21 protein-coding genes are annotated in these 25,748 nt (G+C 68.2%); 8 read left to right on the forward strand and 13 right to left on the reverse strand.

The genetic code is table 11. The annotated features are described in order from the left end of the window. The first annotated feature begins 9 nt into the window (after positions 1-9). Entirely contained in the window at positions 10-375 is a 366-nt protein-coding gene (locus ACQE3M_RS04995; protein WP_430504367.1) for a thiol-disulfide oxidoreductase DCC family protein, read from the forward strand. A 72-nt stretch (positions 376-447) separates the two neighbouring features. Here ACQE3M_RS04995 and ACQE3M_RS05000 read toward each other — a convergent pair whose 3' ends face one another. From ACQE3M_RS05000 to ACQE3M_RS05015, 4 genes are all read right to left on the reverse strand, one after another. Continuing rightward, complete coding sequence (locus tag ACQE3M_RS05000) at positions 448-753, reverse strand: DUF7853 family protein (protein WP_430504368.1); 306 nt, start codon at positions 751-753, stop codon at positions 448-450. 285 nt (positions 754-1,038) lie between these two features. Beyond that, positions 1,039-2,199 carry an acyl-CoA dehydrogenase family protein gene (locus ACQE3M_RS05005; RefSeq protein WP_430504369.1) on the reverse strand — a complete coding sequence of 387 codons (1,161 nt, stop codon included), beginning with the start codon at positions 2,197-2,199 and terminating at the stop codon, positions 1,039-1,041. A gap of 94 nt (positions 2,200-2,293) precedes the next feature. Then, on the reverse strand, positions 2,294-3,007 hold the full coding sequence (locus ACQE3M_RS05010; RefSeq protein WP_430504370.1) for a type 1 glutamine amidotransferase: 714 nt from the start codon (positions 3,005-3,007) through the stop codon (positions 2,294-2,296). 129 nt (positions 3,008-3,136) lie between these two features. Beyond that, positions 3,137-3,922: an alpha/beta fold hydrolase gene (locus ACQE3M_RS05015; protein WP_430504371.1), complete on the reverse strand. Its 786-nt coding sequence runs from the start codon at positions 3,920-3,922 to the stop codon at positions 3,137-3,139. Positions 3,923-5,042: 1,120 nt separating this feature from the next. On the opposite strand from ACQE3M_RS05015, the gene mutL reads away from it, so the two are divergent. From mutL to ACQE3M_RS05030, 3 genes are all read left to right on the forward strand, one after another. Beyond that, positions 5,043-7,505 (forward strand): DNA mismatch repair endonuclease MutL, encoded by a 2,463-nt coding sequence (gene mutL / locus ACQE3M_RS05020; protein ID WP_430504372.1) that lies wholly within the window; start codon positions 5,043-5,045, stop codon positions 7,503-7,505. Positions 7,506-7,608: 103 nt separating this feature from the next. Further along, complete coding sequence (locus tag ACQE3M_RS05025) at positions 7,609-8,715, forward strand: PGF-CTERM sorting domain-containing protein (protein WP_430504373.1); 1,107 nt, start codon at positions 7,609-7,611, stop codon at positions 8,713-8,715. Positions 8,716-9,139: 424 nt separating this feature from the next. Further along, the gene (locus tag ACQE3M_RS05030; RefSeq protein WP_430504374.1) at positions 9,140-9,271 is read left to right on the forward strand and encodes a DUF7503 family protein; all 132 of its coding nucleotides are present in this window, start codon (positions 9,140-9,142) and stop codon (positions 9,269-9,271) included. Here the strand turns inward: ACQE3M_RS05030 and ACQE3M_RS05035 are convergent. Beyond that, entirely contained in the window at positions 9,268-11,352 is a 2,085-nt protein-coding gene (locus ACQE3M_RS05035; RefSeq protein ID WP_430504375.1) for a CHAT domain-containing protein, read from the reverse strand. The two genes, ACQE3M_RS05030 and ACQE3M_RS05035, sit on opposite strands and share 4 nt — an antisense overlap. A 239-nt stretch (positions 11,353-11,591) precedes the next feature. Between ACQE3M_RS05035 and ACQE3M_RS05040 the strand changes: the two genes are divergently transcribed. After that, on the forward strand, positions 11,592-12,548 hold the full coding sequence (locus ACQE3M_RS05040; RefSeq protein WP_430504376.1) for a succinylglutamate desuccinylase/aspartoacylase family protein: 957 nt from the start codon (positions 11,592-11,594) through the stop codon (positions 12,546-12,548). Position 12,549: 1 nt separating this feature from the next. Then, complete coding sequence (locus ACQE3M_RS05045) at positions 12,550-13,731, forward strand: pyridoxal-phosphate dependent enzyme (RefSeq protein WP_430504377.1); 1,182 nt, start codon at positions 12,550-12,552, stop codon at positions 13,729-13,731. A gap of 25 nt (positions 13,732-13,756) precedes the next feature. On the opposite strand, the gene ACQE3M_RS05050 is transcribed toward ACQE3M_RS05045, so the two are convergent. Further along, positions 13,757-15,121 (reverse strand): TiaS agmantine-binding domain-containing protein, encoded by a 1,365-nt coding sequence (locus ACQE3M_RS05050; protein WP_430504378.1) that lies wholly within the window; start codon positions 15,119-15,121, stop codon positions 13,757-13,759. A 921-nt stretch (positions 15,122-16,042) separates the two neighbouring features. Between ACQE3M_RS05050 and ACQE3M_RS05055 the strand changes: the two genes are divergently transcribed. Further along, complete coding sequence (locus ACQE3M_RS05055) at positions 16,043-17,020, forward strand: transcriptional regulator (protein WP_430504379.1); 978 nt, start codon at positions 16,043-16,045, stop codon at positions 17,018-17,020. 167 nt (positions 17,021-17,187) lie between these two features. Here the strand turns inward: ACQE3M_RS05055 and ACQE3M_RS05060 are convergent, their stop codons facing one another. The 4 genes from ACQE3M_RS05060 to ACQE3M_RS05075 all read right to left on the reverse strand — a co-directional run bounded on the left by ACQE3M_RS05060 (position 17,188) and on the right by ACQE3M_RS05075 (position 20,773). After that, complete coding sequence (locus tag ACQE3M_RS05060; protein ID WP_430504380.1) at positions 17,188-17,442, reverse strand: glutaredoxin family protein; 255 nt, start codon at positions 17,440-17,442, stop codon at positions 17,188-17,190. Positions 17,443-17,586: 144 nt separating this feature from the next. Beyond that, on the reverse strand, positions 17,587-18,966 hold the full coding sequence (locus tag ACQE3M_RS05065) for an NCS2 family permease (RefSeq protein WP_430504381.1): 1,380 nt from the start codon (positions 18,964-18,966) through the stop codon (positions 17,587-17,589). A 128-nt stretch (positions 18,967-19,094) separates the two neighbouring features. Beyond that, complete coding sequence (locus ACQE3M_RS05070; protein ID WP_430504382.1) at positions 19,095-19,808, reverse strand: phosphoribosyltransferase family protein; 714 nt, start codon at positions 19,806-19,808, stop codon at positions 19,095-19,097. A gap of 122 nt (positions 19,809-19,930) precedes the next feature. Continuing rightward, positions 19,931-20,773 carry a polyprenyl synthetase family protein gene (locus ACQE3M_RS05075; RefSeq protein WP_430504383.1) on the reverse strand — a complete coding sequence of 281 codons (843 nt, stop codon included), beginning with the start codon at positions 20,771-20,773 and terminating at the stop codon, positions 19,931-19,933. 1,124 nt (positions 20,774-21,897) lie between these two features. Here ACQE3M_RS05075 and ACQE3M_RS05080 point away from each other — a divergent pair. Continuing rightward, positions 21,898-22,329 carry a hypothetical protein gene (locus ACQE3M_RS05080; RefSeq protein WP_430504384.1) on the forward strand — a complete coding sequence of 144 codons (432 nt, stop codon included), beginning with the start codon at positions 21,898-21,900 and terminating at the stop codon, positions 22,327-22,329. Positions 22,330-22,418: 89 nt separating this feature from the next. Here ACQE3M_RS05080 and ACQE3M_RS05085 read toward each other — a convergent pair whose 3' ends face one another. The 3 genes from ACQE3M_RS05085 to ACQE3M_RS05095 all read right to left on the reverse strand — a co-directional run bounded on the left by ACQE3M_RS05085 (position 22,419) and on the right by ACQE3M_RS05095 (position 25,726). Continuing rightward, positions 22,419-23,381 (reverse strand): electron transfer flavoprotein subunit alpha/FixB family protein, encoded by a 963-nt coding sequence (locus tag ACQE3M_RS05085; RefSeq protein WP_430504385.1) that lies wholly within the window; start codon positions 23,379-23,381, stop codon positions 22,419-22,421. After that, positions 23,378-24,160 carry an electron transfer flavoprotein subunit beta/FixA family protein gene (locus tag ACQE3M_RS05090; protein WP_430504386.1) on the reverse strand — a complete coding sequence of 261 codons (783 nt, stop codon included), beginning with the start codon at positions 24,158-24,160 and terminating at the stop codon, positions 23,378-23,380. Before ACQE3M_RS05090 ends, ACQE3M_RS05085 begins: the two co-directional genes overlap by 4 nt. Before the next feature lie 195 nt (positions 24,161-24,355). Beyond that, a complete protein-coding gene (locus ACQE3M_RS05095; protein ID WP_430504387.1) occupies positions 24,356-25,726 on the reverse strand; it encodes a helix-turn-helix transcriptional regulator in 1,371 nt (456 codons plus the stop codon). Positions 25,727-25,748: the final 22 nt, after the last annotated feature.

Raw genomic sequence — 25,748 nt, forward strand, 5'->3', positions numbered from 1 at the left:
TGGCTCGGTATGGCGCCACGGCTCGTCTACGACGACGACTGCGGGTTCTGCAAGTGGTTCGTCAGCAACCTCCTCCGGTTCGGCGACTTCGAGCCGGTCGGCTTCTCCGAGCTCTCGGCCGACCAGAAGGCCCGGCTTCCGGACGAGTACGAGAACTGCATGCACCTGCTGACGGACACGGACGTCTACTCCTGCGGCGAGGCCGTCGAGCAGTCCATCGCCCGGCTCTCGACGCCGACCTGGTGGCTCGTCGCGCTGGCGCGGGAGATCCCCGGCTACCCGGCGTTCCGCGAATGGCTCTACCGCTGGGCCGCGGACCGGCGGTCGATCTGGGGTCGCTATCGCTCCCGGGAAGTCGTCCGGGGAGCGGAGTAGCGCCGAGTGGTGCCGTCGCTTCCGGGCTGTGGACGAGGCAAAAAGGCGGAACGGGGGACAGCCGAGCGCGTTTCAGGCACTCCGCGGCTGTGCGTCGAGCGCCGCGTCGACGCTTCGTAGCGCATCACGGCCGGGGGCCCGGTCGCGCAGGGGGGCGTCGGCGAGATACGATACCAGCGCCGCGCGAAGGAGCGTGAGCCCCTCCTCGTCGAAGGGCGTCCCGTCCTCGATACGGTGGACGAGTCCGAGTTCGGCGGGCGATTCCGCCCCGTCTTCGACCGCTTTCTCGGCCGCTCGCAGCAGGGCGACGTGCGCGATCCACGCCTCCTCCCGGGAGAGGTCGAGAGCGGTCGAACGTTCGTGCGCTGGTGGGCTCATCCCGATTGTACCTACGGGGGCTACGGTTTAAAGCTGTGTGCCGTGTTGGCATACTGCAATCATCAGCGCACAAATGCTTTGTGGCTGGAGCCCCACGAACGGCGGCAGCACTCAACTACGGGGTGAAACGGCCGTTGTGAAACTGCCGTACCGTTTCCGATGATCGTAGCAAGGAGAATTGCAGGAGAGCTGAAACGAATTGGCGGCGGGAGCGACGCCGATTGCGACGACGTCGACTGCGACGCCGGCACCGACGACGCCGACCGCGCCGACCGCGGGACCAGCCTACTGGTACGCCTGGATCCCGGTGAGATCCTCGCCGAGGATGAGGGTGTGGATGTCGTGGGTGCCCTCGTAGGTGTACACCGTCTCCATGTTGGCCATGTGCCGCATCGGCGAGTAGTCCGTCGTGATCCCGTTGCCGCCGAGCATCTCGCGGGCGACGCGCGACTGGTCGCGGGCCATGCGCACGTTGTTCCGCTTCGCCATCGAGACGTGCTGCGGGCGGAGGTCGCCGCGCTCCTTCAGCTCGGCGAGGCGGTAGGCGAGCAGCTGCGAGGTCGTGATCTGGGTCGCCATCTCGGCGAGCTTCTGCTGCTGGAGCTGGAACTGCGCGATGGGGCCGCCGAACTGCTCGCGGTCGGTTGCGTACGCGCGCGCCTCCTCGAAGCAGTCGCGAGCGGCGCCGATCGCCCCCCAGGCGATCCCGTAGCGCGCCTGGGTGAGACAGGAGAGCGGACCCTTCATCCCCTCGACGCCCGGGAGCACGTTCTCCTCGGGCACGCGCACGTCCTGCAAGGAGATCTCGCCGGTGATCGACGCGCGCAGCGAGAGCTTGTCGTCGATCTTGTTCGTCGTGACGCCGTCGCGGTCGGTCTCGACGAGGAAGCCGCGCACCGTGTCGTCGTCCGAACGGTCCTTCGCCCACACGACGGCGACGTCCGCGATGGGGGAGTTCGTGATCCACGTCTTCGAGCCGTTGAGGACGTACTCGTCGCCGTCCTTCTCGGCGCGGGTCTCCATCGCCGAGGGGTTCGAGCCGTGTTCGGGCTCCGTCAGCCCGAAGCAGCCGACCGCCTCGCCCTGGCCCAGCGCCGGGAGCCACTCCTCCTTCTGCGCCTCGCTGCCGAACTGGTGGATCGGGTACATGACCAGCGCGCCCTGGACGCTCGCCATCGAGCGCAGGCCGGAGTCGCAGGCTTCGAGCTCCTGCATCAGGAGGCCGTAGGCGGTCTCGGAGACGTTCGGGGAGCCGTAGCCTTCGAGGTTCGGCGCGAAGAAGCCGAGCTCGCCCATCTTCGGAATGAGGTCGGTCGGGAACGTGCCCGCCTCGAAGTGGTCGCCGATGTCGTCCGCGATCTCGTCCTCGACGAACTTCCGGGCCGTGTCGCGAATGAGCCGTTCTTCCTCGTCAAGATCGGCTTCGAGGCCGACGTAATCGAGCATACTCGTACGTGAGGAGTATCGGCACAAAAGGGGTTCGGCATCTGCCGTCTCGGCAATCGTTGCCCGGGCGTCGGCGGCGAGTTCGGGGCCTCAGTCAGTCGTCGGCCGCGGCCGAGGCCGTCTCCTCGGTCTGGAGACTGCGCACGTGGTCCGTGAAGTTCTGGAACACTTGCTTCGCCTCGCAGGCGGCGTCGTACTTCTCGGGGGTGATCGAGCGGAGCACGTCGTCGACGCGTGCGTCGCCGATCTGGTCGCGCTTGCCGTCGGCCACGCGCTCGGCTGTTTCGACGTCGTACTCCGGGTGGAACTGCAGTCCCCAGTTGTTTCCCTTCCGGAAGGCGTGGATCCCGTACTCGTTCTCGGCGATGAGCTCCGCGCCGGGCGGGAGCTCGACGACGGCGTCGCCGTGGGAGGTGAAGACGGTGAACTCCTCGTCGATACCCGCGAAGATCTCGTCGCCGTGGTGGGTGATCTCGGAGTAGCCGAGCTCGAAGTCGTCCATGCCGGCGACGCGGCCGCCGAGCGCCTCCGCGAGCACCTGGTGGCCGTAACAGACGCCGAGCGCGGGGACGCCGCGGTCGGTCGCCTCCCGCACGTAGTCGACGAGCGGGGGGATCCACTCCTCGTCCCAGTAGACGGAGGAGCGCGAGCCGGTGATGACGACGGCGTCGAAGTCGTAGTGGTCCGGCAGCTGCTGCTCGTTGGCGTTGAACTCGACGAGGTCGGCGTCGATCTCCCGCCGGAAGTTGCGCCGCGTGTTCTCGCCCTCGTGGGCCGCGTTGAGGAGGGCGAATCGGAGACGTGCCATTGTGAAACCGAACGCCCCACGGCCTCAAAACGGTTGTGTCGCCACGAACGACTGCCGCTGACGCGGTTCGGCGGAGAGCGTGATCCGGGCCGCGGTTCGGCGGCCACGTGCTCCGAGCCGGAGGCCGGGCTATCGCTCGACGTCGGCGTGCTCGTCGAGCCAGCTCCGGAGCTCGTCGTTGACGTGGCGGGAGGCTTCCACGCCGACGAGGTGACCCGCGCCGTCGACCTCGACGAACTCGCCCCGGGGGAGCCCCTCGGCGAGCGTCTCGCCGTACTCGACGGGGCAGATCCGGTCGTCGCTCCCGTGGAGTACGAGCGTCGGCGTCGTGATCTCGAACAGCTCGTCGCCGACGTCGAACTCCGACATGGCGGCCCGCTGCCACTCGAACGCCTGCCGGTCGGCGTCCTCCACCGTGCGCCAGTCCTCGATCTGGTCGAGGACGTCCGGCCGTTCCTCCCGGAACTCGGCCGACAGGCCCGCGTCGAGCGCGGAGCGCAGTTCCCCGGGGTCGTTCGGGTCGCCCCAGAGCCCCTCGGCGTTCAGGTCGGCGCCCGACGGCGGCGTCCCGAGCAGGGTCAGGCTCTCGGGGCGCGACCGCCCGAGGGCGTACTGGAGCGCGACCATCCCGCCGAACCCGTAGCCGACGAGGTGCGGGTTCCGCACCTCCTCGGCCGAGAGGACGGCCTCGAGGTCGTCGACGAACTCGCTCGGCGAGTAGGGGCCAGTCGGTCGGTCGGACTCCCCGATCCCGCGCCACTCGGGCGTGATCGCCGTGAACGGGCCGGCGACGGCGCCGTGTTGCCAGCCGAACTGCCAGGCCCCGAGGCCCGCGTCGCCACAGAAGACGACCGGGGGCCCGTCGCCGTCGACTTCGTAGTGGATCGAGACGCCATCGGCGTTCGCGTGCGGCATTACGTGGATCCTCGCCCGGCACGCGTAATGAGGTTACGGAAAATTCGAGGCGAAAGCCTCAGCCGCTTTAGCGCTCGTGCTTATAAACAAATTCGGCTACCGTCGCGAGCGACACCATTCGGCACACCCAGAAATCCCCAGCCGCTGCGCGGTCGAACTTATAAATAAAATCGGCTGTCGTCTCGAGCGACACCACTCGGCACACCCAGAAAGCCCCAGCCGCTGAGCGGTCGCGCTGCTCGCTGCGCGCCTCGCCAGCTCACTCGCTCCCTTTGGTCGCTCGTTCGCTGGCTCGGTGCTTACGTCGTAGAGCGTCCCGCGCAGCGGCTGCCCCTTTCAGTCCCGCCCGGGAGTGGTGGCCGGGCGTCGCGAACGGCGGTCACCGGGCAGGCGTCGTTCGCCGGACAGCCGGCGTGCTGTCGCGGTTGCGGTGCTGTCCTGGCGGACTGAAAGGGCGACGGCCGGTCGAGCCGGAGGGGAGTCGCTCCGCCGACCCCTATCAGCGGCGGGCGGTGTCTTCGCGAGCGTAGCGAGCGAAGGGCCGGAAGTCGCAGCCCGGACCCGTCCGTCGGGCGGTGCGGAGAGACGCAACGGAAGCCCGGACCGTCTTCCGAGGCGGAGAGGCCCAGATATCCTGCTTCGCGAGAAATCGAAGATTTCTCGGAGCCCGAAAATCTCCGATTTTCGGGACAGCGACCGCGAGCGGCCGAGGGCTTTCTGGGTGTTTGCGGTGCTGTCAAGCGAAGCAGCGTCTGTACCTGCACAACCAGTTTATAAGCAAGAGCGGCCGAAGGCTTTCAGGGTGTTTGCGGTGCTGTCAAGCGAAGCAGCGTCTGCACCTGCACAACCAGTTTATAAGCAAAGCGGCGAGGGTTTTCTGGGCGTTTGCGGTGCTGTCGAGAGCGAGACCGTGCCACCTGTATAAACCACCTCTAAAAAGCAACCGAGGGCCGTCTCGCTGTTGTGGTCAAGTGTTGTAGCGGCTGCACCTGCACTTCCGATTTAAAAGCGCAAGCGATAGAGCCATTCCCCACCTCACCACTCAACCACCTCGACGTCCAGAGTGAACTCCCATAGGACGTACAACGCCTTCAAGTACACCACTCCCCCACAGGGACCTATGACTGACGCGGACGCCGAATCGGACGATCCAACCCCCGACATTCAGGAGCTGGACGAGCAGACGGTCCAGCGCATCGCGGCCGGGGAGGTCGTCGAGCGCCCGGCCTCGGTGGTGAAGGAGCTCGTGGAGAACAGCCTCGACGCCGGCGCCACGCGCATCTCCGTCGCCGTCGAGCAGGGCGGCAAGGAGGGGGTCCGCGTCCGCGACGACGGGGTCGGCATCCCCGCGGCCCAGCTCCGGAACGCCGTCTCCGAACACGCGACCTCGAAGATCGGCGACATCGACGACCTCGAGGCGGGCGTCGGCACGCTCGGCTTCCGCGGCGAGGCGCTGTACACCATCGGCGCCGTCTCGCGGATGACCGTCCGCTCGCGCCCCCGGGACGAGGACGGGGCCGGCGCGGAGCTCGTCGTCGAGGGCGGCGACGTGGGCGAGGTCCAGCCCGCGGGGTGCCCGGCGGGGACGACCGTCGAGGTCGAGGACCTCTTCTTCAACACCCCGGCGCGCCAGAAGTTCCTGAAGACGGATGCGACGGAGTTCGACCACGTCAACACCGTCGTCACCCAGTACGCCCTCGCGAACCCGGACGTCGCGGTGTCGCTGGAGCACAACGACCGCGAGGTGTTCGCCACGGAGGGCAACGGCGACCTGCGCTCGACCGTCCTCGCGGTCTACGGCCGCGAGGTCGCCGAGGCGATGGTCGAGGTCGACTGGGGGCCGGACGGTGCGGCCTCGGACTCGCCCGTCCAGCGCATCCACGGCCTGGTCTCGCACCCCGAAACGACCCGCGCCGGCCGCGACTACCTCGCGACGTTCGTCAACGACCGGTACGTGACCGCGAACGTCCTGCGCAACGCCGTCGTCGACGCCTACGGCGGCCAGATCGCGCCGGACCGGTACCCCTTCGCGGTCCTCTTCGTGGAGGTCCCCTCGGGCAGCGTCGACGTCAACGTCCACCCGCGGAAGATGGAGGTCCGGTTCGACGACGAGGCGACCGTCACCGAGCAGGTCGAGGACGCCGTCGAGAGCGCGCTCCTGGACCACGGGCTGATCCGGTCGACCGCGCCGCGCGGGCGCTCCGCGCCGGACGAGGCCCGGATCGACCCCGAAGCCGACGACGGCGAGGTCGAGGGCGGCGCTGGCACCGCCCACGAGCGCGCGGCCGACCTCGGCGACGGCGGCTCGGACGGCGGTACCGCGGCGAACGACGGTGACGCCGGCGGCTTCGAGGACGCTGCCGCCGACGCTGGTTTCGGGGACGGCACCACCGCCGACGCTGCCGACGATGGTTTCAGGGACGACACCGCCGCCGACGCTGCCGACGATGGTTTCAAGGACGACACCGCCGCCGCCACCACCAACGCCGCCGACACCGACGACCCAACCGTCGCCACCGAACTCGGCCCCGACGACGAGGACGCCTGGACGGTCGAGGGGATGGGTACGGAGTCGACGTCGGGCGCGACCGAGCCCGCCGACTCGAGCGACGGCGATTCGCTCGGCGACGCGTCGACCTCGGGAACGCCGCCGGGGCACAACGCCGCCAGGACCGACTCGGACACCCCCTCGCCCCGAAACTGGCAGACCGACGTCGACGAGGAGGACACCGGTTCGGCTGCGACCGAGGAGCCCGAACCGGCAGCCACGGACACCGCCACCGACGCGCCGAGCGGTGACCCGATGGCCGACACGTCCCGAACGCGCGCGGGCGACCTGGGTGGCCGAGCCACCGCGGCGGACGCCGAGAGCGACGACCCGACTCAATCCCCGACGCGCCACGTCGTCGACGCCGCGAGCCAGCGCACGCTCGACGGGACGGAGACGACAGCGGAGCGCGAGTACGAGGGCCTCCCGCGACTTCGCGTGCTCGGCCAGCTTCACGACACCTACGTCGTGGCGGAGGCGCCGGACGGGCTGGTCCTCATCGACCAGCACGCCGCCGACGAGCGCGTGAACTACGAGCGGCTCCAGGCGGAGTTCGCCGACGGCGCCGCGACGCAGGCGCTCGCGGAGCCGGTGCGGGTCGAGCTCACGGCCCGGGAAGCAGCCCTGTTCGCCGAGTACACCGACGAGCTGGCCGAGATCGGCTTCCGTGCGGAGCGCGCCGGCGACCGCGAGGTCGTCGTCAGTGGGGTGCCGGCGGTGTTCGACGCCACGCTCGACCCCGAGCTCCTGCAGGACGTGCTCACCTCCTTCGTCGACGAGGCGGGCGACGGCGCGGCGCCGGTGACGGACGTCGTCGACGAGCTGCTCGCGGACCTGGCGTGTTACCCCTCCGTGACGGGGAACACCTCGCTGACGGAGGGGTCGGTCGTCGACCTGCTCGACGCGCTCGACGCCTGTGAGAACCCCTACGCCTGCCCGCACGGCCGGCCCGTCGTCATCGAGTTCGACCGCGAGAACATCGAGGACCGCTTCGAGCGCGACTACCCGGGCCATTCGGGCCGACGTGCGGAGTAAGCACGGTCTCCGGTTGCTGCTCTCCTCGCGGTCGTCGCGGAGGCCGTCGCCGGCCCCGCCCTGGCCGGAAACCCCTTTGGGGCACCCGGAGTAGCGCCGCCGTATGCGACGGCTCACAGTCCTCGTTGCGACCCTGCTCGTCGTCTCGCTAGCCGCGCCGGCGACGGTCGCGCCGGCGGCCGCCGACGAACACGAGTACGACGGGGAGCACGTTGCCTTCGACGTCGAGTCGGACGGCATCGCCGAGTACAGTGTCAACAACGAAACGCTGTTCAGCTCCGTCGACGTTCAGGCGGCGTCCGAGGCCGATGTGCGCGTCGGCGCGGACCTCGAGACCAGCGCGTTCGCCGGGCTGGAGGGGGCCGCTCTCCGGTCGACGTCGACGACGACCGCCGCGGCGCGCTTCGAGAGCGAGAACGGCGCCCGCGTCGCCGCTCACGACACCGAGCGCGGGCACCTGACGGTCCACGCGACGGAGGAGCGGACGCTCGTCGAGATCAACATGTCCGACCCGGTGGGCACGACGCCGAAGGGGACCGTCATCGTCGTCGGCGGCGCCACGCAGGTCGGGTCCGTCTTCGTCGTCGGCGAGGGGAGCGTAACCGTCAACGACGAGGGCAACATCGTCGCCGACCTGCCGAAGGGCTCCGGGCTCGTGTTCCGGTCGAACGGGCAGAACCGGGACGACGAGGACCAGGCCACCGAGCGCCTGATCGAGCGCGGCACCGCCGCCGGCGAGGCGTACGTCTCCGAACGCGACGGCGAGGTCGTCGCCGACACGGTCGAGTACGACACCGACATCGACGTCGAGGTCGCCCAGTACCAGCAGGGCTTCCTGGAGCTGAGCGTCCAGCGGACCACCGAGAACGGGACCATCGTCGTCATGGAGATCACCGAGGACCTGATCGAGGACCCCGGCGACGCTGACGTTCGCGTGAGCGGCGAGCAAGCGACCCGCGTCGACAGCCACGCGGAGCTCCGGCAGTCGCTCGGCAACGGCGAGCACACGTACACCGTGAGTCAGGCCACGACGAGCCAGGCGAACGCCGCGATCCTCGTCGCCATCGACAGCTTCTCCGAGCAGACGGTCATCGTCGAGGAGCGCCACGGGTCCACCGAGGTCGAGGAGTCGGCGCCCGGCTTCGGCGTCTCCGTCGCGCTGCTGGCGATACTGACCGCGATGCTGGCTGCTCGACGCTACGCGCAGTGATCCGCTGACCCCTATTTCGATGGGCGTTTTTCGGGAGAACCGGCCACCGTTGCTGCCGCGATCGCCCAACGTGGTCAACGAGTCCAGCGACGATCCGGCGTCCCGGACTGACCGCGACCGTCGCTAGCGCCGGCACCGACCCGCCCCCTCCGGCGGGCGGAACTGCCTGGCGATCGAGGAGATCGACCCTGCCATCCGGTATCCGTGCCCCTCGACTCATCGGTGCTTCAACCGCACCGCTCGCGCCGCCGTTATCGGCGCTGAAAATCGGCCGGAAGAACTTATGTGGTAGCTGGCGAATCGTTCGCCTAGAAGGCGCTCACTGGGAAGTGGAGTTTCTTTCAGTCGCTATACCGTTTAGAACAGGTGTTTGTGATAGCTTCGCTTACATCAAAATTTACTTTCAGTCCTCGATGTTCGAAATATGCGACAGAAAGTTGCAGATTACCTGGCGAACCACCCGAAGATGACCGGCGTCCTGTTCATGGCGATGCTCCTGCTCAGCCAGGCGGCGCCCGCGGCGGCGAACATGGAAGGAGCGACCGCCGGTCCCTAAAGCGGCAACAGCTCGTCACTCCAGAACAGTTCTCCGTCGGTAAATACTGGTGCAGTCTCGAGATTCAGGAACTCGCTGAGTTCCGCCTTTTTCAGGCCACGGACAGTGATCTCCGCGGGGACCAGATGGTTCTGCTCGAACCGGGGGATATTGGGATTTACCAGCGTCCCAACCCCGTACCCGCCGTTCGGGAACGTCTGTTTCTCGACGTTCCAGGTGTCCTCGTCCGTCGATTCGATGTCCATCGCGACGACGACCCCGCTCCGGCTCTGACACAGCGTGGTCCCGCCGTCGCCGAGGGTGATGTACTGGCTCCCGGTGAGCATCGCCTTCTGTGCGACGTGAAGGGCCGTCCGGAGGCTGAACCCGCCGTTCATCAGGCGCGCGACGATCCGTCCCAGCCGGGTCGCCGAGGAGTTCGCGATGGTGGACACGGTCACGATGCCGCCGCGGCTCCCGCGTTCGACCAGCGCTTGCCCCTGTTTGTATGACTGGCAGGCGTTGAGCAGAAACGCGTCGACCTCGACCGACAGGTCCCGCCCGGTGAGGTCGAGGAAGCCGTCGCGGCACTGCATCCCCCGCTCGTCGACGTGGCCGATGTAGTGAAGGAAGTCGACGTCGGATTCCAGCACGCCACGCATCTCCGATTTGGAGAGCTCGTATTTCACCTCGATGTCGAACTGCAGCATCTCTCGTAGGCCATACAGCTCGCCGACCTCGCCCTCCTCGCGCATCTGCTCGTCGTTGCAAACGACCACGACCGAGATGTGGGATTCGTCGGTCGACTCGCGGTCGATGCGACGGCGGTAGGCCTCCAGCGTCGCCTTGTTCGCGCCGAGCGGGACGCCATCACCGATCCAGGCGTGTTCGATCGTGTCGACCGACTCCGGCCGGATGAACTCGGTGTCCTCGTCGGTGAACCCCCGCTCCCGTCGTGAGAGCGTTCGGACACTGGTGTGCCGTTCCCCGGCCGACTCCTCGTCGCTGGAGCGGAGCAGCCCGGAAAAGCCGCCCGTCTCGGACGCGACCTCGGAGGACTCGCCCCCCGGACAGCGGATGAGCGATAGCTCGGCTGCAACGAACGGAAGCGTCTCGAGGTTCGCCGGATCGGGGCGGATGTCCGTCGTCAGGGTCCACTGCGGCAGGTCGTCAGCGATGGTCTCGAACGGGACCTCGAGGTACTCCCCGAGCCGTTCGGCGAGGGGGGCGTCGTACAGCCGGTCGCAGTTGAGGTCAACCGAGAGCTGCTCCCGCTCGTAGAGGTCGACGGGGTAGAACCCCTCCGTCCGAACGATACAGTCGAAGTGGAACGTCTGCCGCAACACCTGGGAGACGGTGCGCTCGAACTCCGGTTCCAGCGGGAAGGTCCAGCCGTCGCCCTCGATCCGAGGTGTGTCGCCCGGGACGACCGTCGCCCCGAGGTAGAAAGCAAGGGAGACGACCGGGTAGAGGTAGCGATACGTCGGGGGGACGACGATGGTTACACCGGTGTCGATGGGATCGACGCGCTCCGGGATAGAGAACTCGGATCCGGCTTCGAGCAGTGGCGGGTGTCCCCGGAGCGTCGGGAACGACCGCTCGGGGCTCGTCGTCGACAGCGACGAGCCTAAAAGCGAGACTGCGTCCATCAGCGACTCCGGGTCGGTCGGGGTCGTAATCGTGCCCGCGGGCGACTCGTTGAACGAGCGGAACCCGAGGTCGACCTCGACCTGATCACCGAACTCGAGTCGCGTCTCCCCCTCCTTCGAGGTAACGCTCAGCTCGCCTTCGAAATGCAGGTACATCTTCGACGGGGCCGGGTCGATCTCGAGGTGGTACTCGCCCCAGGGGAACCAGAGGTCGGTGTCACGTCCGAGGAGCCCGCCGTTCGTATCGCGCACCGTTACCGTTGCGATGCGCGGAATCGTCACGCCTGACGTTTCGACTGCGACAGCTGTGTCAACGGGAAAGTAGAGTCGGTCGTCGTCGACGATCCGTGCCGAGACGGGATCGGCTGTGTAGAGTTCGAACTGCGCGTTCTCGACCGGATCCTTCACGCGAAGTCCTTCTTCGTTCTCGATGACGTCGGTGTCGATGCTCATTTATCAGAGAGGCTTTCGGCGAAGACGTTCCGTCCGGACCAAATTCGGGGACCGATAGTGCTGGTCGGTCGACAGCCAATACCGACGGACGACAGGCGACTGGCGACGAGCAGGGCCGGAGTCAAGGCGGGTAGTTCGTCCCGTAACCTTTCGACAAATCTTTATAAACCTTGTGTCAGACGGCGCGGGGTTCGCCGCGGACCGAACGGATAAAGGGTGCCCCCGCCCTCTCTTCGGTAATGAAAACGTTCGGCACCGCGAGTGCCGCTCCAGGGGAGACCGATACGGGGCGCCTCGAGGCTGGGGAGACGCGCGACGGGAGCCCCGTTCGGCTTCCCGTCGCCGTCATCAACGGCGCAAGCGACGGGAAGACGCTGTACGTCCAGGCCGTCAGCGACGGCGACGAGCTCAACGGGCTCGGCGTCGTTCGACGAGTCGTTCCGCAGATCGATCCGGCGGAGCTGTCGGGCACGATCCTCGTCACCGGCATCGTCAACTACTACGGCTTTCAGGTAGCCGAGCATCGGAACCCGATCGACGACACGAAGGTGAACCGGGCGTACCCCGGGGACCCGAACGGGACGACCTCCGACCGCATCACCGACGCGACGTTCCAGGCGGCCAGCGACGCCGACCTCATCCTCGACCTCCACCAGGGGTCGACGAGCCAGATGATAAACGAGGTCCGCGTCCGCTGCGGCCCGCGGCATCGACTCCACAACGACTGTCTCGAGCTCGCGAAGGCGTTCGGCTGCGGCCACGTCCTCGACCAGAAGGGCCCGAACGGGCAGCTCGCTCGCGTCGGCCCCGAGAACGGCATCCCGACGGTCGACCCCGAACTCGGCGGGAGCGTCGGCTGGGACGAGGAGAGCATCCGGAAGGGCGTCGAGGGCGTCTTCAACGTCCTGCGCTACTACGACTTCCTCGACGAGGAGGCGACGGTCGAGCAGCAGACCCGTGCTCGCGGCTTCGACCAGTACGGCTCCCCGGCCGGCGGACTGGTCCGCTTCGAGACGGACCTCGGCGAGAAGGTGACGCGGGGCGACCTCCTCTTCGAGGTGACGGACGCCTTCGGCGAGCTGAAGGCCAGCGTCACCGCCGACAGCAACGGGGTCTTCTGGCGCCGGCGCCGGCTCCCGCAGGTCGCGGCCGGCGAGTACGTCTGCTCGGTCGGGACGAACGTCGACACCTACTGAGATGGCCCGGGACCGCGCTGACGCCGGTGCCGACGCGGACTCCCGGGCCCCCGCCCGGCTCGAATGCCCGGACTGCGGCGCGACGCACGCCGACCGCTGGCGCTGCACGTGTGGGTCGCCGCTCCGGTTCGCCGACGCGCCGCTCCCGGATGGCCCAGCGCCGGAGCCGACCGAGTTCGACCCCCGCGGCGGCCTCTGGAGCTTCGACGCGTTCCTGCCCATCGGCGCCGACCCCGCCGACCGCGTGACGCTCGGTGAGGGGCTCACGCCGCTCGTCGACGCCGACGCGGGCGGTGACGGCGCCGCAGCGGCCGCCCCCGAGTGGAACGCCGAGTTCAAGCTCGAGTACGTCTTCCCCACCGGGTCGTTCAAGGACCGCGGGGCGACGACGACGCTCACCCGGGCCCGCGAGCTCGGCGTCGAGCGCGTCGTCGAGGACTCCTCCGGCAACGCCGGCGCCGCCATCGCGACCTACGCGGCCCGGGCCGGCGTCGACGCCGAGATCTACGTCCCGGCCGACGTGAAGGAGTCGAAGCTCGCGGCGATCCGTCGCGCGGGCGCCGAGCCGGTCCGGATCGAGGGGAGTCGCCAGGCCGTGACGGACGCCTGCGTCGCCGAGGTCAAGGCCGGTGACGCCTGGTACGCCAGCCACGCCTGGAACCCGGCCTTCTTCGCCGGCACGGCCACGTTCGCCTACGAGGTCGCCTACCAGCGCGACTGGACGGCGCCCGACGCGGTCGTGACGCCGCTCGGCCATGGCACGCTCTTCCTCGGCGCCTACCAGGGGTTCCGGGCGCTCGAAGCCGCCGGCTGGATCGACGAGGCCCCCCGCCTGCTCGGGGCGCAGGCCGCCGGGGTTGCGCCAATAGTGCGCGAACTGCACGGCCCCGAGGCAGCCGACCCGACCGGGACCGTCAACGACGCCGCTGACGGCATCCAGATCGCCGAGCCGGTCCAGCTGGACCGGATCCTGACCGCCATCGACGAGACCGGCGGCGACGCCGTCGCGGTCACCGAGGCGGCCGCGGAGCGCGAGCTCGACCGGCTCCACGGTGCGGGCTTTTATACCGAGCCGACCTGCGCCGTCGCGCCCGCGGCGCTTCGCGAGTTCCGCGAGCAGGGGGTCCTCGACGACGACGCGGACGTAGTCGTCCCGCTCACCGGGAGCGGATTGAAAAGCTAGAGAAACCCGACGTCGTCGGCGGCGGCTACTTTTCAGTGTGAACCGGGGCGTCCGGACTTCCTTCGCTGACCTCGTCCCGCACCAGCGGTTTCGCGACGTGCCGGCGTGCGCAGGGCGGCACCTCGTACCAGCCGCGCTCGAGGTCGCGGTCGAGTTCCCGCTGGACTTTTCCGGGCGCCGAGGTGCCGCAGTCGCGACAGCGGTAGCCCTGGTTACGGCCCGCGGAGCTCATCGAGCGCCCGCAGTCCGGGCACGTCGGCGTGGCGGGCTCCGTCTCGACGAGATCCCGGATCGCGAGCTTCTCCAGCTTGATCGTGCCGTCGTCGAACTCGCCGCAGACCGTGACCTCGTCGCCGACGCGGAGCGCGCGCACACGCTCGCGGAAGCGCTTCGTCGGTTCGAAGGCGGCGCAGTCGACCGTTTCCTCCCCGGTCGCCGCGTCGCCCTCCGGTCCCTGGAGCGCGAAGAACACGTGCCCGCCGCGTTTCGTCTCGGGGTCGCTCGCGACGGTGCCGTCGACGCGGTAGCCCGCGCCGTCGCGGAGCTCGCCGATCGCTCCCGGCTCGACGTGGGCGTCCGTGCCCTGGTTCGTCAGGAAGGTCGCGCTGCGCGCGACGCGCTCGCTCTCGATCCGGGCGGCGACCGCGCGGCAGGCGTCGGGGTCGTCGCCCCGGATCCCGTGGAGGATCGGCCCGGGGGCGTTGGGCACGCAGACCGCTTCGCCCTCCTCGCGGTCGACCGTGTCCCAGACGGCGGGGTAGACCCAGTCGGCGGCGTCGAAGACGCTGTCGCGGTCGACCTCGCGCGGCGTGCCGCACCGGTCGAACTCGCGGTAGGAGATGTGCTCGTAGGTCCAGTCGTCGAAGGCCGCCGGCGCGCCGACGGCGGCGAGCGCGCCGATGCGTCCGCGACCGGCGACCTCGCAGCCGTCCGCGGCGTAGCCCGCGTGCGCCCAGTCGTTGGCCTCGATCAGGCCGAGGGCTTCCTCGAGGTCGAGCCGCTCGCGCATCGCTCTGGCCGCGAAGTCGGCGACGCCGTCGGGGATCGCGTCGCTGTCGGCGCTCCCCGGGCCGTCGTCGGCCCGCGGGTACGGATCGTCCAGATCCGCGACGACGACGCCGGGCGACGTCCTCGGGTCCGCGTCGATCGCGAGGTCCGACAGCTCCTCGCGGGCGAGCGCGAACGCCTCGGTCGCGGGGAGGTCCGTGTGGAGCGCGAGCGCCGCGTTCCCGCGCGTCTTGTGCTCGACGGCGGGATTGAGTCGAACGAGGAGTCGTCGCTGGACGGTCCCGCCGGCCGCCTCGACCCGCTCCGCGAGTCGCGTGGCGAGATAGGTCGTGCACATCCCGTGTTCCCGGGAGTCGGTATCGTCGAGAGCGACGACTGTCACGTCTGCCTGGACGGGATGCGTGGAAAAGCCGCTTTCGTGTTATGCTTCGTTGAGGTGGTCGTTCGATATTTGTCGGAAGCCGCTGGTTGGATGCGCTTTTAAATAAGCACGACCGTCGTTATCTGCGCCACCACTCGGCATACCCAGAAAGCCCCAGCCGCCGATCGCTCGCGCCGCTCGCTGCGCGCCTCGCCAGCTCAGCCGCTCCCTACGGTCGCTCGTTCGCTGGCTCAGTGCTTGCGTCGCGGGGCTTCGCGCTCGGCGGCTGCCCCTTTCAGTCCCGCCCCGGAGTGGTGGCCGGGGTGTCGCTCGCGGCGGCTGGTTGGCGGTCGTCGTGCGCCGGGCACCCGGCGTGCGGTGCGGGGCGGTTGGCGCGCGCGAGCAACGCGTGCGAGGGAGGCCGGTGGCGCGCCGCGCGGTGCGTTGCGGTGCCGGCGCGCCCCGGCCGAGGCTGGGGAGGGCCGAGGCTTGCGGTAGCTGGGCGGTGCTGTTGCTGTCGGCTTGCGGTGCTGTCGCGGCCCTGGCGGACTGAAAGGGCGACGGCCGGTCGCGGTGTAACGGAGTCGCTGAGTCGACCTCTATCCACGCCGGGCGGTGCTGAGAGGCGTGGATATGTCGCTCAGCGACCGCGAGCGGCCGAGTGCTTTCAGGGCGTTTGCGGTGCTGTCGAGAGCAAGACCGTATCACCTGTTTAAATTTGCTTATAAAGAGCGGCCGATGGCTGTCGAGCACGCAACAATGCTGTCGACACATTCGTCACGAACCAATCCGCCCCGTTTTACCTACTCAACGGCCGAATTTCCACCTGCACTCAATATATAAACCTATCGCCCCTGAACTATCGAAATCGCAAGCAAGCGACCATACTGCCGAAACACCGACGGCACAACGCCTATATATCCGAAACGGCTATTCACGTGTATGTCACGGGCTGCACTGGTTGGCAACATCACCGCGATGCTCGAGGACGCGGAGTTCCTCGTCAGCGACCGGTGTGCGGTCCGCCCCAAGAGCTTCGACCTCGTAGCCCGCCGCGGTGACGACCTGGTGCTGCTGAAGATCCTGCGAAACGTCGACGCGCTGGACGCGGCAACCGGCGCCGAACTGCGCCGGCTCGGGGAGTATCTCGAGGCGACCCCCATCGTGGTCGGGATGCGGACCCGCGACGAGGACCTCAAGCCGGAAGTCGTCTACTTCCGGCACGGCGTCCCCGTCATCAACCCCGACACCGCCTACGACCTGTTCATCGAGGAAGTGCCGCCGCTGATCTACGCCGCTCCGGGCGGCCTCTACGTCAGCATCGACGGCGACCTGCTCTCCGACGAGCGCGAGGAGCGTGGCTGGTCGCTCGGCCGGCTCGCCAACGAGCTCGGCGTCTCCCGGCGCACGGTCTCGAAGTACGAGGACGGGATGAACGCCTCCATCGAGGTGGCCATCCAGATCGAGGAGATCTTCGGCGAGCAGTTCTCCAGCCCGGTGAACGTGCTGGAGGGTGCCGAGGAGGTCCGCGACGCGGACCCGACGCCCTCGGAGCCGGACGCCGACCCCGACGACGAGCACGTCGTCACGGTGCTCACGCGCGCCGGCTTCGACGTCCACCCGACGGTCCGGGCCCCGTTCAAGACCGTCTCGGAGGACGAGGGGTCGAGCAGCACGTCGATGCGGCTGCTCACGGGCCACTCGACGTTCACGGAGGCCGCGGAGAAGCGCGCGCGGATCATGTCCTCCATCGGGACCGTCGCCGAGACCCGCTCCGTCTACTTCACGGAGGACTCCCAGAAGCGCACCTCCGTCGACGACACCGCGCTCGTCTCCTGTGAGGAGCTCGCGGAGATGAACGATCCGGAGGCGATCCGGGACCTCATCCGCGACCGCTCGACCGCGCCGAACGAGGCGTAGTCGACGTCCGCTGTTCCTTCGACTCTCACGCGTCGCCAGCGACGGCGCCGTGACCGAGATGTCGCTAGCGACGGCACCGGGGTCAGAACGCCGGCAGCGACGGCGCCGTCGCTATCGGACGTGGACGTTTATAAAAAGAACCTCGACAGAAGGGGGTAGTGGCCGAGTTAGGCAGCGGCGCCGTACGTCTCGTCGAGGAACTCGACGATGTCGTCGCTTTCCGGCATGCCGTCGACGTCGTGCTCCTCGTCGACGAGGACCGGGACGCCGGTCTGGCCGCTCACTTCCTTCACTTCGTCGCGCTCCGCGTGGGAACTCGGGACGAATACCTGGTCGTATTCGAGCCCGAGCTCGTCGAGCTTGCTCTTGACCTTCGCGCAGTACGGACAGCCTTCGAGTTCGTAGAGGGTTATGTTTGCCATCACCCATGATTAGGGGCGTCGTTTAAAAGAACCCGTTGGTCGTATGCAGTGGTTCCGCATAGCCGCGAAATTGCGCCGCAGAGCCGCATAGGCGCGACATCACGCCGCGGGAGCCGTAGCGCCGCAGGCGGCGGGAGCGCCGTGCTAGAGGATGTAGCCGCCCGTCTGGAGCACGTAGTACCCCAGGATGACGGCCGCGAGCACCCACTGACCGAGCTGGACGTCGTCGTACTCGCCCATCGCGGCCTTCATCACCGGGTAGGAGACGATGCCCGCCGCCAGGCCGTCGGCGATGGAGTACGCGAGCGGCATGACGACGATGGTGAGCGCGCCGGAGACGGCCCAGGCCGGGTTCGACCAGTCGACGTCGGCGACGCCCTGGAACATCATGATCCCGACGACGACGAGCGCCAGGAACGACGCGTAGTTCGGGACGGCCGCGACGACGGGGATCAGGACGAGCGAGGCGAGGAAGCAGGCCGCGATGACGAGCGCGGTCAGGCCCGTGCGCCCGCCCTCCTCGACGCCGGTCGAGGACTCGATGAACGTCGTCACGGTCGAGGTGCCGACGATGGCGCCGAACGTGGTCCCGATGGCGTCGGCCATCAGCGGCTTGTCCATATCGGGGAGTTCGCCCTCCTCGTCGAGGAAGTCACCGAACTGCGAGACGCCGATGAGCGTCCCGGCGGTGTCGAAGAAGTCGACGAAGAAGAACGTGAACAGGACGAAGGTGAAGGTGAGGGGGTCGACGCCGGAGAGTCCGTCGACGAACGCGCCGACGAGCGGCGTGATGTCGTACTGCGCGCTCGGGAGCGTCTCCGGGGTGATGACGCCGCGGTCGAAGACGCCGCCGAGGGTGAGCGTCCAGCCGGCCACCGCCGTCGAGACGACGCCGATGATGATCGACCCCGTCACGCCGCGGGCCCACAGCAGCAGCGTGAGGACGATCCCGAGCGTGCCGAGGATGGACGCGGGCGAGGAGGCCACGTTGCCGAGGGAGACGAGCGTCGCCTCGTCGGCAACGATGATGCCGATCTCCTGGAAGCCGATGAACAGGAGGAAGACGCCGATACCGGCGCCGACCGCGAACTTCACGGGTTCCGGGAAGAGGTTGATGACGTACTCGCGCGCGCCGACGGCGGTCAGCGCCATGAAGAGGACGCCCTCGACGAACACGGCCGCGAGCGCGGTCTGCCACGGGATGCCGAGGCCGAGCACGACCGAGAAGGCGAAGAATGCGTTGAGCCCCATCCCGGGTGCGAGCCCGAATGGTCGATTCGCGTACAGCGCCATCACGGCCGTCGCCAGCGCCGAGGCGAGGATCGTCGCGATCGCGATCATCTGGACGACCTCGATGAACTCGTAGCCCGGGATCGTGATCGCCTCCGCGAGGATGAACGGGTTGACCACGATGATGTAGCTCATCGCGAGGAAGGTCGTGATGCCCGCGACGATTTCCGTGCGGACGTCAGATCCGTGCGATTCGACGTCGAAGTATTCGCCCAGGGAGTTTGCGAGCCCCATGTGGATAGCTGCAAATATTCCGTAGACTGTATAAAAGCGTTCCCCTCCTGAGCGGCGAGTTATGCACGCACGTGGTTAGAAACAGCACATCTGGCCGCCGTCATCCGGCGATTAGTACGTGAATGTGCTTACTCGAACGTTTCGAGTGCGCCGACCGGCGCGTCCGTGATCTCGCGCGCGCGGTCGAGCCCTTCGTCGCCCACGGCGATGAGGGTGAAGACGCCCGTGACGTCGGCGTCGGCCTGGAGCGCGATGTCGAGGAGGAGCTCCTGCGTCTCGCCCGACCGGATGAGGTCGTCGACGACGAGCACGGTGTCGCCTTCGTCGATGGCGCGGGCCGGCAGGTAGTATGTGAGCTCGATGCCGGAGGCGAGCCGCTGCCGTGACTCGATGAACTCCTCGACCGCGGTCTCCTTCGACTTCTTCGCGTACGCGAGGCGGGCGTCGAAGAAGGAGGCCATCGCGGCGCCGAGCGTGATCCCGTCCGTGGCGGCGGTGAGGACGACGTCCGGCGACTCGAAGTCGAACGACTCGGCCGCGACCGGCGCGACGAGGTCGAGGAACGACTGGTCGAAGACGACGGCGGAGTTGTCGACGTAGCCCTCCTCGTCGAGCTCGACGCGCGCCGATAGCTCGTCGGCGAGCGCGTCGAGCCCGATGCCTTCCACGACCTCCCGGGCGCGCTCGGTCCCGGGGAGGACGTGGCCGTTCACGTATCGGTTCAGGTCGCCGGCGGGGAGGCCGGTCACCTCGGACAGCTCGTCGTACGTCCGCGTCTGCTTCAACATCCGGAGGACGTCGACCGCCTGCAGCTGCAGCGCGGCCTTCTCTGCGCGATTCATATCCGGAATACGAGTTTGCACAAATATGAACACTTCGATGCGAACCCACGTCGTTCTACGCACGTATGTGGGTCTCTCTCGTGGGCAGGCTGTCAGGAACGCGCTCGGCGACGGGTCGCGGGTTAGCGCTCGCGGACGACGACGAACTCGGCGAGGTCCCGCAGGTACTCCACGGCCTCGGTGTCGGGGAGATCGGCTGCATCCAGCGCCGAGAGCGCCTTGTCGGACTGCTCGCGGGCGCGGGCGTTCGCCTCCTCGGGCGTCAGGTCCGTCACCTGGACGACCGATGGGCGGTCCATCTGGACGTCCTGCCCGGTCGGCTTGCCGAGCTCCTCCGCCTCCGCGGTCGCGTCGAGCACGTCGTCGCGGATCTGGAACGCGACGCCGACGCGCTCGGCGTACTCGCCGAACGATTCGACGACGAAGGGGTCGGCGCCGCCGGCGACGGCCCCGAGCTCCGCGGCGGCCCGGAAGAGGGCCCCCGTCTTCCGCCGCGCGAGTTCCATGTACTCCTCGTCCGAGGTCGGGCGGTCCGCGAGCTCCGTCGCTTCGCCCTCACCGAGTTCGACCATCGCCTCCGCGACGATCTGCATCGCCTGCTCGTTCGCCGAGAAGAGCGCGAACGCCTCGCCGAGCAGCCCGTCGGAGGCGACGATCGCGGGGCCGTAGCCGTACTCGGCCCAGGCCGAGGGCGTGCCTCGCCGGACCTCCGAGCGGTCGATGATGTCGTCGACGACCAGCGAGGCGTTGTGCACGAACTCGATGCCGGCCGCGAAGTCGGCAGCGGCGTCGGGGTCGCCGCCGAGCGCCTCGCACGCGAGGATCGTCACCGCCGGCCGGACGCGCTTCCCACCTGCGAGCACGACGTGCTCCAGCTCGGCGCTGAGTTCGTCCGGCTCGACGTCGTCGATAACCGCCTGCAGGCGGTCGTCGACGAGCCCAACCCGGCGCTCCAGGTACTCCATTACTGAACTAATGGGCGCCCCCGAGCAAAGGTGTGACGGAACGGCGATTCGAAGTTGGTGAATGGGTCGGTGGATGTGTGATTTAGGTTGGTGTGGTCGGTTCGACAGCCGGGCGGTTGTGCTTAAAAATGAGATCGGCTGCAATCGCTCGCGACACCACTCCACATGGCTCGAAAGGGAGAGACGTAGTCCGATCGAACTTATAAAGAAATTCGGTCAACGCAGCGAGCGACACCACTCGGTATAGCTTGAAAACCTCAGCTGCTGAGCAGTCGCGCTTATAAACAAGGTCGGATATCGTCGCTGGCAACACCACTCAGCATCCCCAGAAAGCCCCAGCCGCTGACCGGTCGCGCTGCTCGCTGCGCGCCTCGCCAGCTCACTCGCTGCGCTCGTTCGCTAGCTGCGGTGCTTTCGTCGCAGGGCGTCCCGCTCAGCGGCTGCCCCTTTCAGTCCCGCCCGGGAGTGGTTGCCGGGCGTCGCTCGCGGCGGTTGGTTTGCCGTCGTCGCCCGCCGGCTGGCCGGCGTGCGGAGCGGGGCGGTCGGCGCGCGCGAGCAACGCATGCGAGGGAGGCCGGTGGCGCGCCGAGCGGTGCGTTGCTGTGCCGGCGCGCCCCGGCCGAGGCTGGGGAGGACTGAGGTATTGCGGTCGCTGGGCGGTCGCGGTGGGGAGGCTGTTGCTGGGCGGTGCTGTCCTGGCGGACTGAAAGGGCGACGGCCGCTCTCGTGAGCGAAGCGAACGAGACCATGGAAGTCGCAGCCCGGCAGCCCGCTACTGCAGGCAGCCCGGAACGTCTTCCAGTGGTCGCGCCGTAGGGGAGTCGCAGCGACCGCGAGCGGCCGAGGGCTTTCTGGGTGTTTGCGGTGCTGTCGAGCGCAAGACCGTATCAGCTATTCACATTTGCTTATAAATAGCGTCGGACGGCTTTCCCGGTGTTTGCGGTGCTGATGGGTGCAAGTCCGTACCACTCGTTCCATCCGTCACAATGCGAGCGGCCGGATCACTTTCTCACAGTCCTTGCCGAAACTACGACGATATCACAGGCTCCGGAACACAGATGTTCCTGTTAGTTTCCTTTTAAAACAACCAGTAAATATACACAATGGCGGGAGAGAATAATACCATGAAACGGCGGACCCTCGTAACTAGCTTCTCCCTCGCTATGCTCGGCTTGTCGGGCTGTGCCGCCTTCGACGATGCGGAGTCTCAGACGGAGAATACGCGCTTACAGAGCGTCGAAGTAGCAAACAGAACGGACCAGCGGTATCGAGTGAACGTGCTCGTGTTTTACGAAGACGAGTTACAGACCTGGACGTCGGTGGATGCAGGTCCGATGGATGAGGACTCCGGAGAAGCAGGAGGTGGGCCGGTGGAAAACACCTGGCCGGACGAGCCGGGCCAGTTTACGGTCCACGCCCGGATTGATGGGAAGGACTCGTGGCAGACGCTGGACCTAAGCGAAGCCACTGGTGCGGAGTGCTCTCCCGTGGTTGCGACTATCGACTACCGGGGACTTCGGCTCTGGGCTGGACAGTCCTGTCCGGAAGACGAGTAGATTTACGGTATAAATTCATCTTTCCCGGCCAAATCGGTGAAGCTCTACTCGACTCGGGCTCATAAAACGGCTCCGCGAAAGTCGCCGCTTCAGTCGCTAAACTCGTCGATGAGCTCGGGGACGACCTCGAACAGGTCGCCGACGATGCCGTAGTCGGCGATGTCGAAGATGGGCGCGTTCGGGTCGGTGTTGATCGCGATGATCGTGTCCGAGCCCTTCATGCCGGCGACGTGCTGGACGGCGCCGGAGATCCCGATCGCGAGGTAGACGTCCGGCGTGACGACCTTGCCGGACTGGCCGACCTGCCGGTTCTTCGGCAGCCAGCCGTTGTCGACGATGGGCCGGGACGAGGAGAGCGTCGCGTCGAGCGCGTCCGCGAGCTCCTCGATCAGCTCGAGGTTCTCCTCCTCCTCGATGCCGCGGCCGATGGAGACGAGGAACTCGGCCTCCGAGATGTCGACGTCGCCGCCGCCGACCTCCTCGAAGCCCTTCACCTCGGCGCCGAGCCGGGTCTCGTCGACGTCGACGTCCGCGGCGACGATCTCGGCGTCGCCGGTGCCCTCCGCCGCGGGCCACTCGCCGCCGCGGATGGAGAGCGCGTAGCGGTCGGCGTCGACGTCGACGGTCGTCTCGACCTTCGAGCCGTACATCTCGCGGGTGACCGTCAGCTCGTCGCCCGCGTCGAACGCGATCGCGTCCGACACGTACGGCACGTCGAGGCCCTCCGCGACCGCGGGCGCGTAGTCGAGGCCGTTGACGGAGTTCGGGAACAGCAGGGCCGTCGGCGCGAGGTCGGCGTCGAGGGCCTCGACCGCCTGCTGGTAGACGCCGTGGTCGAACTCCTCGCCGTGGTCGACCGTGTGGATGGCGTCGACGCCCTCGCGGTTCAGCTCCTCCGCGAAGCCGTCGACGTCGCCCGAGATGACGGCGACGTGCAGCTCGCCGCCGAAGTCGTCTGCGAGCTCGCGGCCGGCGGTGATCAGTTCGTGGGACACGTCGCGAAGCTCGCCGCGGCGGTGCTCCGCGACGGCGAGGACGGCAGCGTCGCTCATTCCGCCACCCCCTTCTCGCGAAGGACCGCAGCAAGCTTCCCGGCCGTCTCGCTGGCGTCGCCCTCGAAGAACTCCGCGTCGGATTCGCTCTCCGGCTCGTACATCTCTGTCAGCGTCAGCGTGCTGTCCACGTCGGCCGCGTCGAGCCCGAGGTCGCCCAGGTCGCGCTGGGCGATCTCCTTCCGCTGGGCCTGCCGGATGCCGCGCAGGCTGGCGTACCGCGGCTCGTTGATCCCGGTCTGGACCGTGAGGACCGCGGGCAGGTCGACGTCGGTCAGCTCCTCGACGCCACCCTCCAGCTCGCGCCGGACGCTTGCCACGTCGCCCTCGAGTTCGAGATCGTTGACGACGGCAGCGTGCTCGAAGCCGATGCGGTCCGCGAGCGCGACGCCCGTCGCGCCGAAGCTGTCGTCGGCCGCCTGGACGCCCGAGAGCACGAGGTCGGGCTCCTCCTCCTCGACGACCGCCTCGAGCAGGCTCGCCTTGCCGGCGACGTCGAGGAACTCCTCCTCGATGGCGTCGTCCCAGACGCGAACCGCGCGGTCGACGCCCTTCGCGAGCGCCATCCGGATGGTCTCCTCGGACCGCTCCGGGCCGATGGTCACCGAGACGACCTCGTCGGCGGGGCCGTCTTCGGACAGCTGGACGCCGGCCTCGACGGCGTAGTCGTCCCACTCGTTCAGGTCGTACTCGAGGCTGCTCTCGGCGACTTCGGTCCCTTCGATCTCGAAGTCGTCGTCGACCTCGGCGACCTCCTTGACGGTCACGAGAACCTTCATGGACGATTCTTCCCGGGAACCAGTGTAAGACCTTTCGGAACGGGCGACATCGGAGGGGAAGTTGATCCGGGGGTTCGGACACATCGTGGCGACGCTCTGTGCGGACGTCGCGCTCTGCTGTCGACGCTCCGCCACGCCGCCGACGCTCCGCCACGCCGACGACACTCCACGCCGTCGACGATCTACGTGGACGCTCTACGTCGTCGACTCCTCGTCCTCGCCGTACTCCGGCAGCGAGATAAGGTTCTCGCGGCCGAGTCGGAGCTTCTCCACGCGCCCCTCATCGGCCATCGAGGAGAGCAGCTGGGACACCTTCGCGTCCGACCAGTCCGTCTCCTCGACGATGTCGGCCTGGCGCATCCGGCCGCCGTTGCGATCGAGCAACCGCTCGACGCGCTCGGCGTCCGAGAGCAGCGAGAGGTCCTCCTCCGCGTCGTCCTCGCCGGGCTCGGACCCGGCCTGCCCGCCGGCGGGGCCTTCGGCGGATTCGGCCTCGCCGCCGGCCGGCGGGCCCGCACCGGATCCGGCCGTTCCGCCGTTGCTCGCGCCGCCGCCGTTGCCGGCGCCGTTGCTCGCGGCCGCACCGTTGCCAGCTGCTGCTCCGCCCCCCTCGGCGGTCCCATCGGCTTCGACAGCTTCACCGGCGCCGTTTCCGGGTTCGACTGCGACTCCAGCGCCGCCGGCTCCGTCACCGGGCTCCCCGCCGGGCGTCCATCCGTTCGGCCCTGCCACGCGGCGGTACGCGAACAGCCCGACGACGACGATGAGCCCCGCGAGCACGACGGCGCCCGCGAGGAGCAGCCAGGGGGGCTGGCTGCCGACCGCCGTCTGCGAGTAGACGACCTGGACGTACTGGTTCGGGCCGAACGTCCGCGGGCCCTCGATGACGACGGCGTTCTCCTGCAGGGACACGGAGACGCCGGGCGTCGAGGACACCTGGTAGCGGTCGGGTGTCTCGATGACCAGGCGCTGGTTGGCGCCGAGCGTCCGGAGCCAGGTGCCGTTGTTCTCCGTCCGGAACACGTCGCCGAGCCGGAGCTTTTCGCCGTCCCGCTCGAGGAAGTTCGTCCAGACGAACCGCAGTTCGAGCGTCCCGACGGCGACGACCGACTCGTCCTCGACGTCCGGCGTCTCGTCGATCGTCGCCTCGCGTTCGACGCCCTGTATCGCCATCTCGCGACCCGTGCGGTCGGCGGCCCCAGCTGCGAGGTTGCGGTAGAGGTCCGCGGAGGGCCCGGCCATGCCGCTCTCGAAGTCCTCGGCGACGGCCTCGAACGCTGCCGTCTCGTTCCCGTCGCTGAGCCGATACTCGACCGACACCGTCCACTCGGCGTTCGCGTTCGGCTGCAGTCGGACGTGGAACGTCGTCGACGGCGTCACGTCGAACCCGTCGGCCTGCAGTACGACGCCTTCGGTTCCGACGGCGTCGACGGCGTCGCTGGGCCCCGCGATCTCCGCCACAGGGCTGCCGGTCCCCCCGGTGTCGTCGGCGGCCGCAACGCCAGCCGTTACACCGGCGACGACGAGGAGCAGGGCGAGAACGACAGGGAGGGCGTGTCGCCGCATACATCGGGGAGTATCAGCCATC

It is taken from the genome of Halosubterraneus shenae (assembly GCF_050510935.1).
Lineage (GTDB): Archaea > Halobacteriota > Halobacteria > Halobacteriales > Haloferacaceae > JBDGPU01.

Bases quoted from the DNA above. Each gene is read 5' to 3' on its own strand.
- ACQE3M_RS04995 (WP_430504367.1), top strand. From the start codon at position 10: ATGGCGCCACGGCTCGTCTACGACGACGACTGCGGGTTCTGCAAGTGG.
- ACQE3M_RS05025 (WP_430504373.1), top strand. From the start codon at position 7,609: ATGCGACGGCTCACAGTCCTCGTTGCGACCCTGCTCGTCGTCTCGCTA.
- ACQE3M_RS05090 (WP_430504386.1), bottom strand. From the start codon at position 24,160: ATGAAGGTTCTCGTGACCGTCAAGGAGGTCGCCGAGGTCGACGACGAC.
- ACQE3M_RS05055 (WP_430504379.1), top strand. From the start codon at position 16,043: ATGTCACGGGCTGCACTGGTTGGCAACATCACCGCGATGCTCGAGGAC.
- ACQE3M_RS05070 (WP_430504382.1), bottom strand. From the start codon at position 19,808: ATGAATCGCGCAGAGAAGGCCGCGCTGCAGCTGCAGGCGGTCGACGTC.
- ACQE3M_RS05000 (WP_430504368.1), bottom strand. From the start codon at position 753: ATGAGCCCACCAGCGCACGAACGTTCGACCGCTCTCGACCTCTCCCGG.
- ACQE3M_RS05085 (WP_430504385.1), bottom strand. From the start codon at position 23,381: ATGAGCGACGCTGCCGTCCTCGCCGTCGCGGAGCACCGCCGCGGCGAG.
- ACQE3M_RS05095 (WP_430504387.1), bottom strand. From the start codon at position 25,726: ATGCGGCGACACGCCCTCCCTGTCGTTCTCGCCCTGCTCCTCGTCGTC.
- ACQE3M_RS05080 (WP_430504384.1), top strand. From the start codon at position 21,898: ATGAAACGGCGGACCCTCGTAACTAGCTTCTCCCTCGCTATGCTCGGC.
- ACQE3M_RS05040 (WP_430504376.1), top strand. From the start codon at position 11,592: ATGAAAACGTTCGGCACCGCGAGTGCCGCTCCAGGGGAGACCGATACG.
- ACQE3M_RS05015 (WP_430504371.1), bottom strand. From the start codon at position 3,922: ATGCCGCACGCGAACGCCGATGGCGTCTCGATCCACTACGAAGTCGAC.
- ACQE3M_RS05060 (WP_430504380.1), bottom strand. From the start codon at position 17,442: ATGGCAAACATAACCCTCTACGAACTCGAAGGCTGTCCGTACTGCGCG.
- ACQE3M_RS05030 (WP_430504374.1), top strand. From the start codon at position 9,140: ATGCGACAGAAAGTTGCAGATTACCTGGCGAACCACCCGAAGATGACC.
- ACQE3M_RS05075 (WP_430504383.1), bottom strand. From the start codon at position 20,773: ATGGAGTACCTGGAGCGCCGGGTTGGGCTCGTCGACGACCGCCTGCAG.
- ACQE3M_RS05065 (WP_430504381.1), bottom strand. From the start codon at position 18,966: ATGGGGCTCGCAAACTCCCTGGGCGAATACTTCGACGTCGAATCGCAC.
- ACQE3M_RS05035 (WP_430504375.1), bottom strand. From the start codon at position 11,352: ATGAGCATCGACACCGACGTCATCGAGAACGAAGAAGGACTTCGCGTG.
- ACQE3M_RS05045 (WP_430504377.1), top strand. From the start codon at position 12,550: ATGGCCCGGGACCGCGCTGACGCCGGTGCCGACGCGGACTCCCGGGCC.
- ACQE3M_RS05005 (WP_430504369.1), bottom strand. From the start codon at position 2,199: ATGCTCGATTACGTCGGCCTCGAAGCCGATCTTGACGAGGAAGAACGG.
- ACQE3M_RS05010 (WP_430504370.1), bottom strand. From the start codon at position 3,007: ATGGCACGTCTCCGATTCGCCCTCCTCAACGCGGCCCACGAGGGCGAG.
- mutL (WP_430504372.1), top strand. From the start codon at position 5,043: ATGACTGACGCGGACGCCGAATCGGACGATCCAACCCCCGACATTCAG.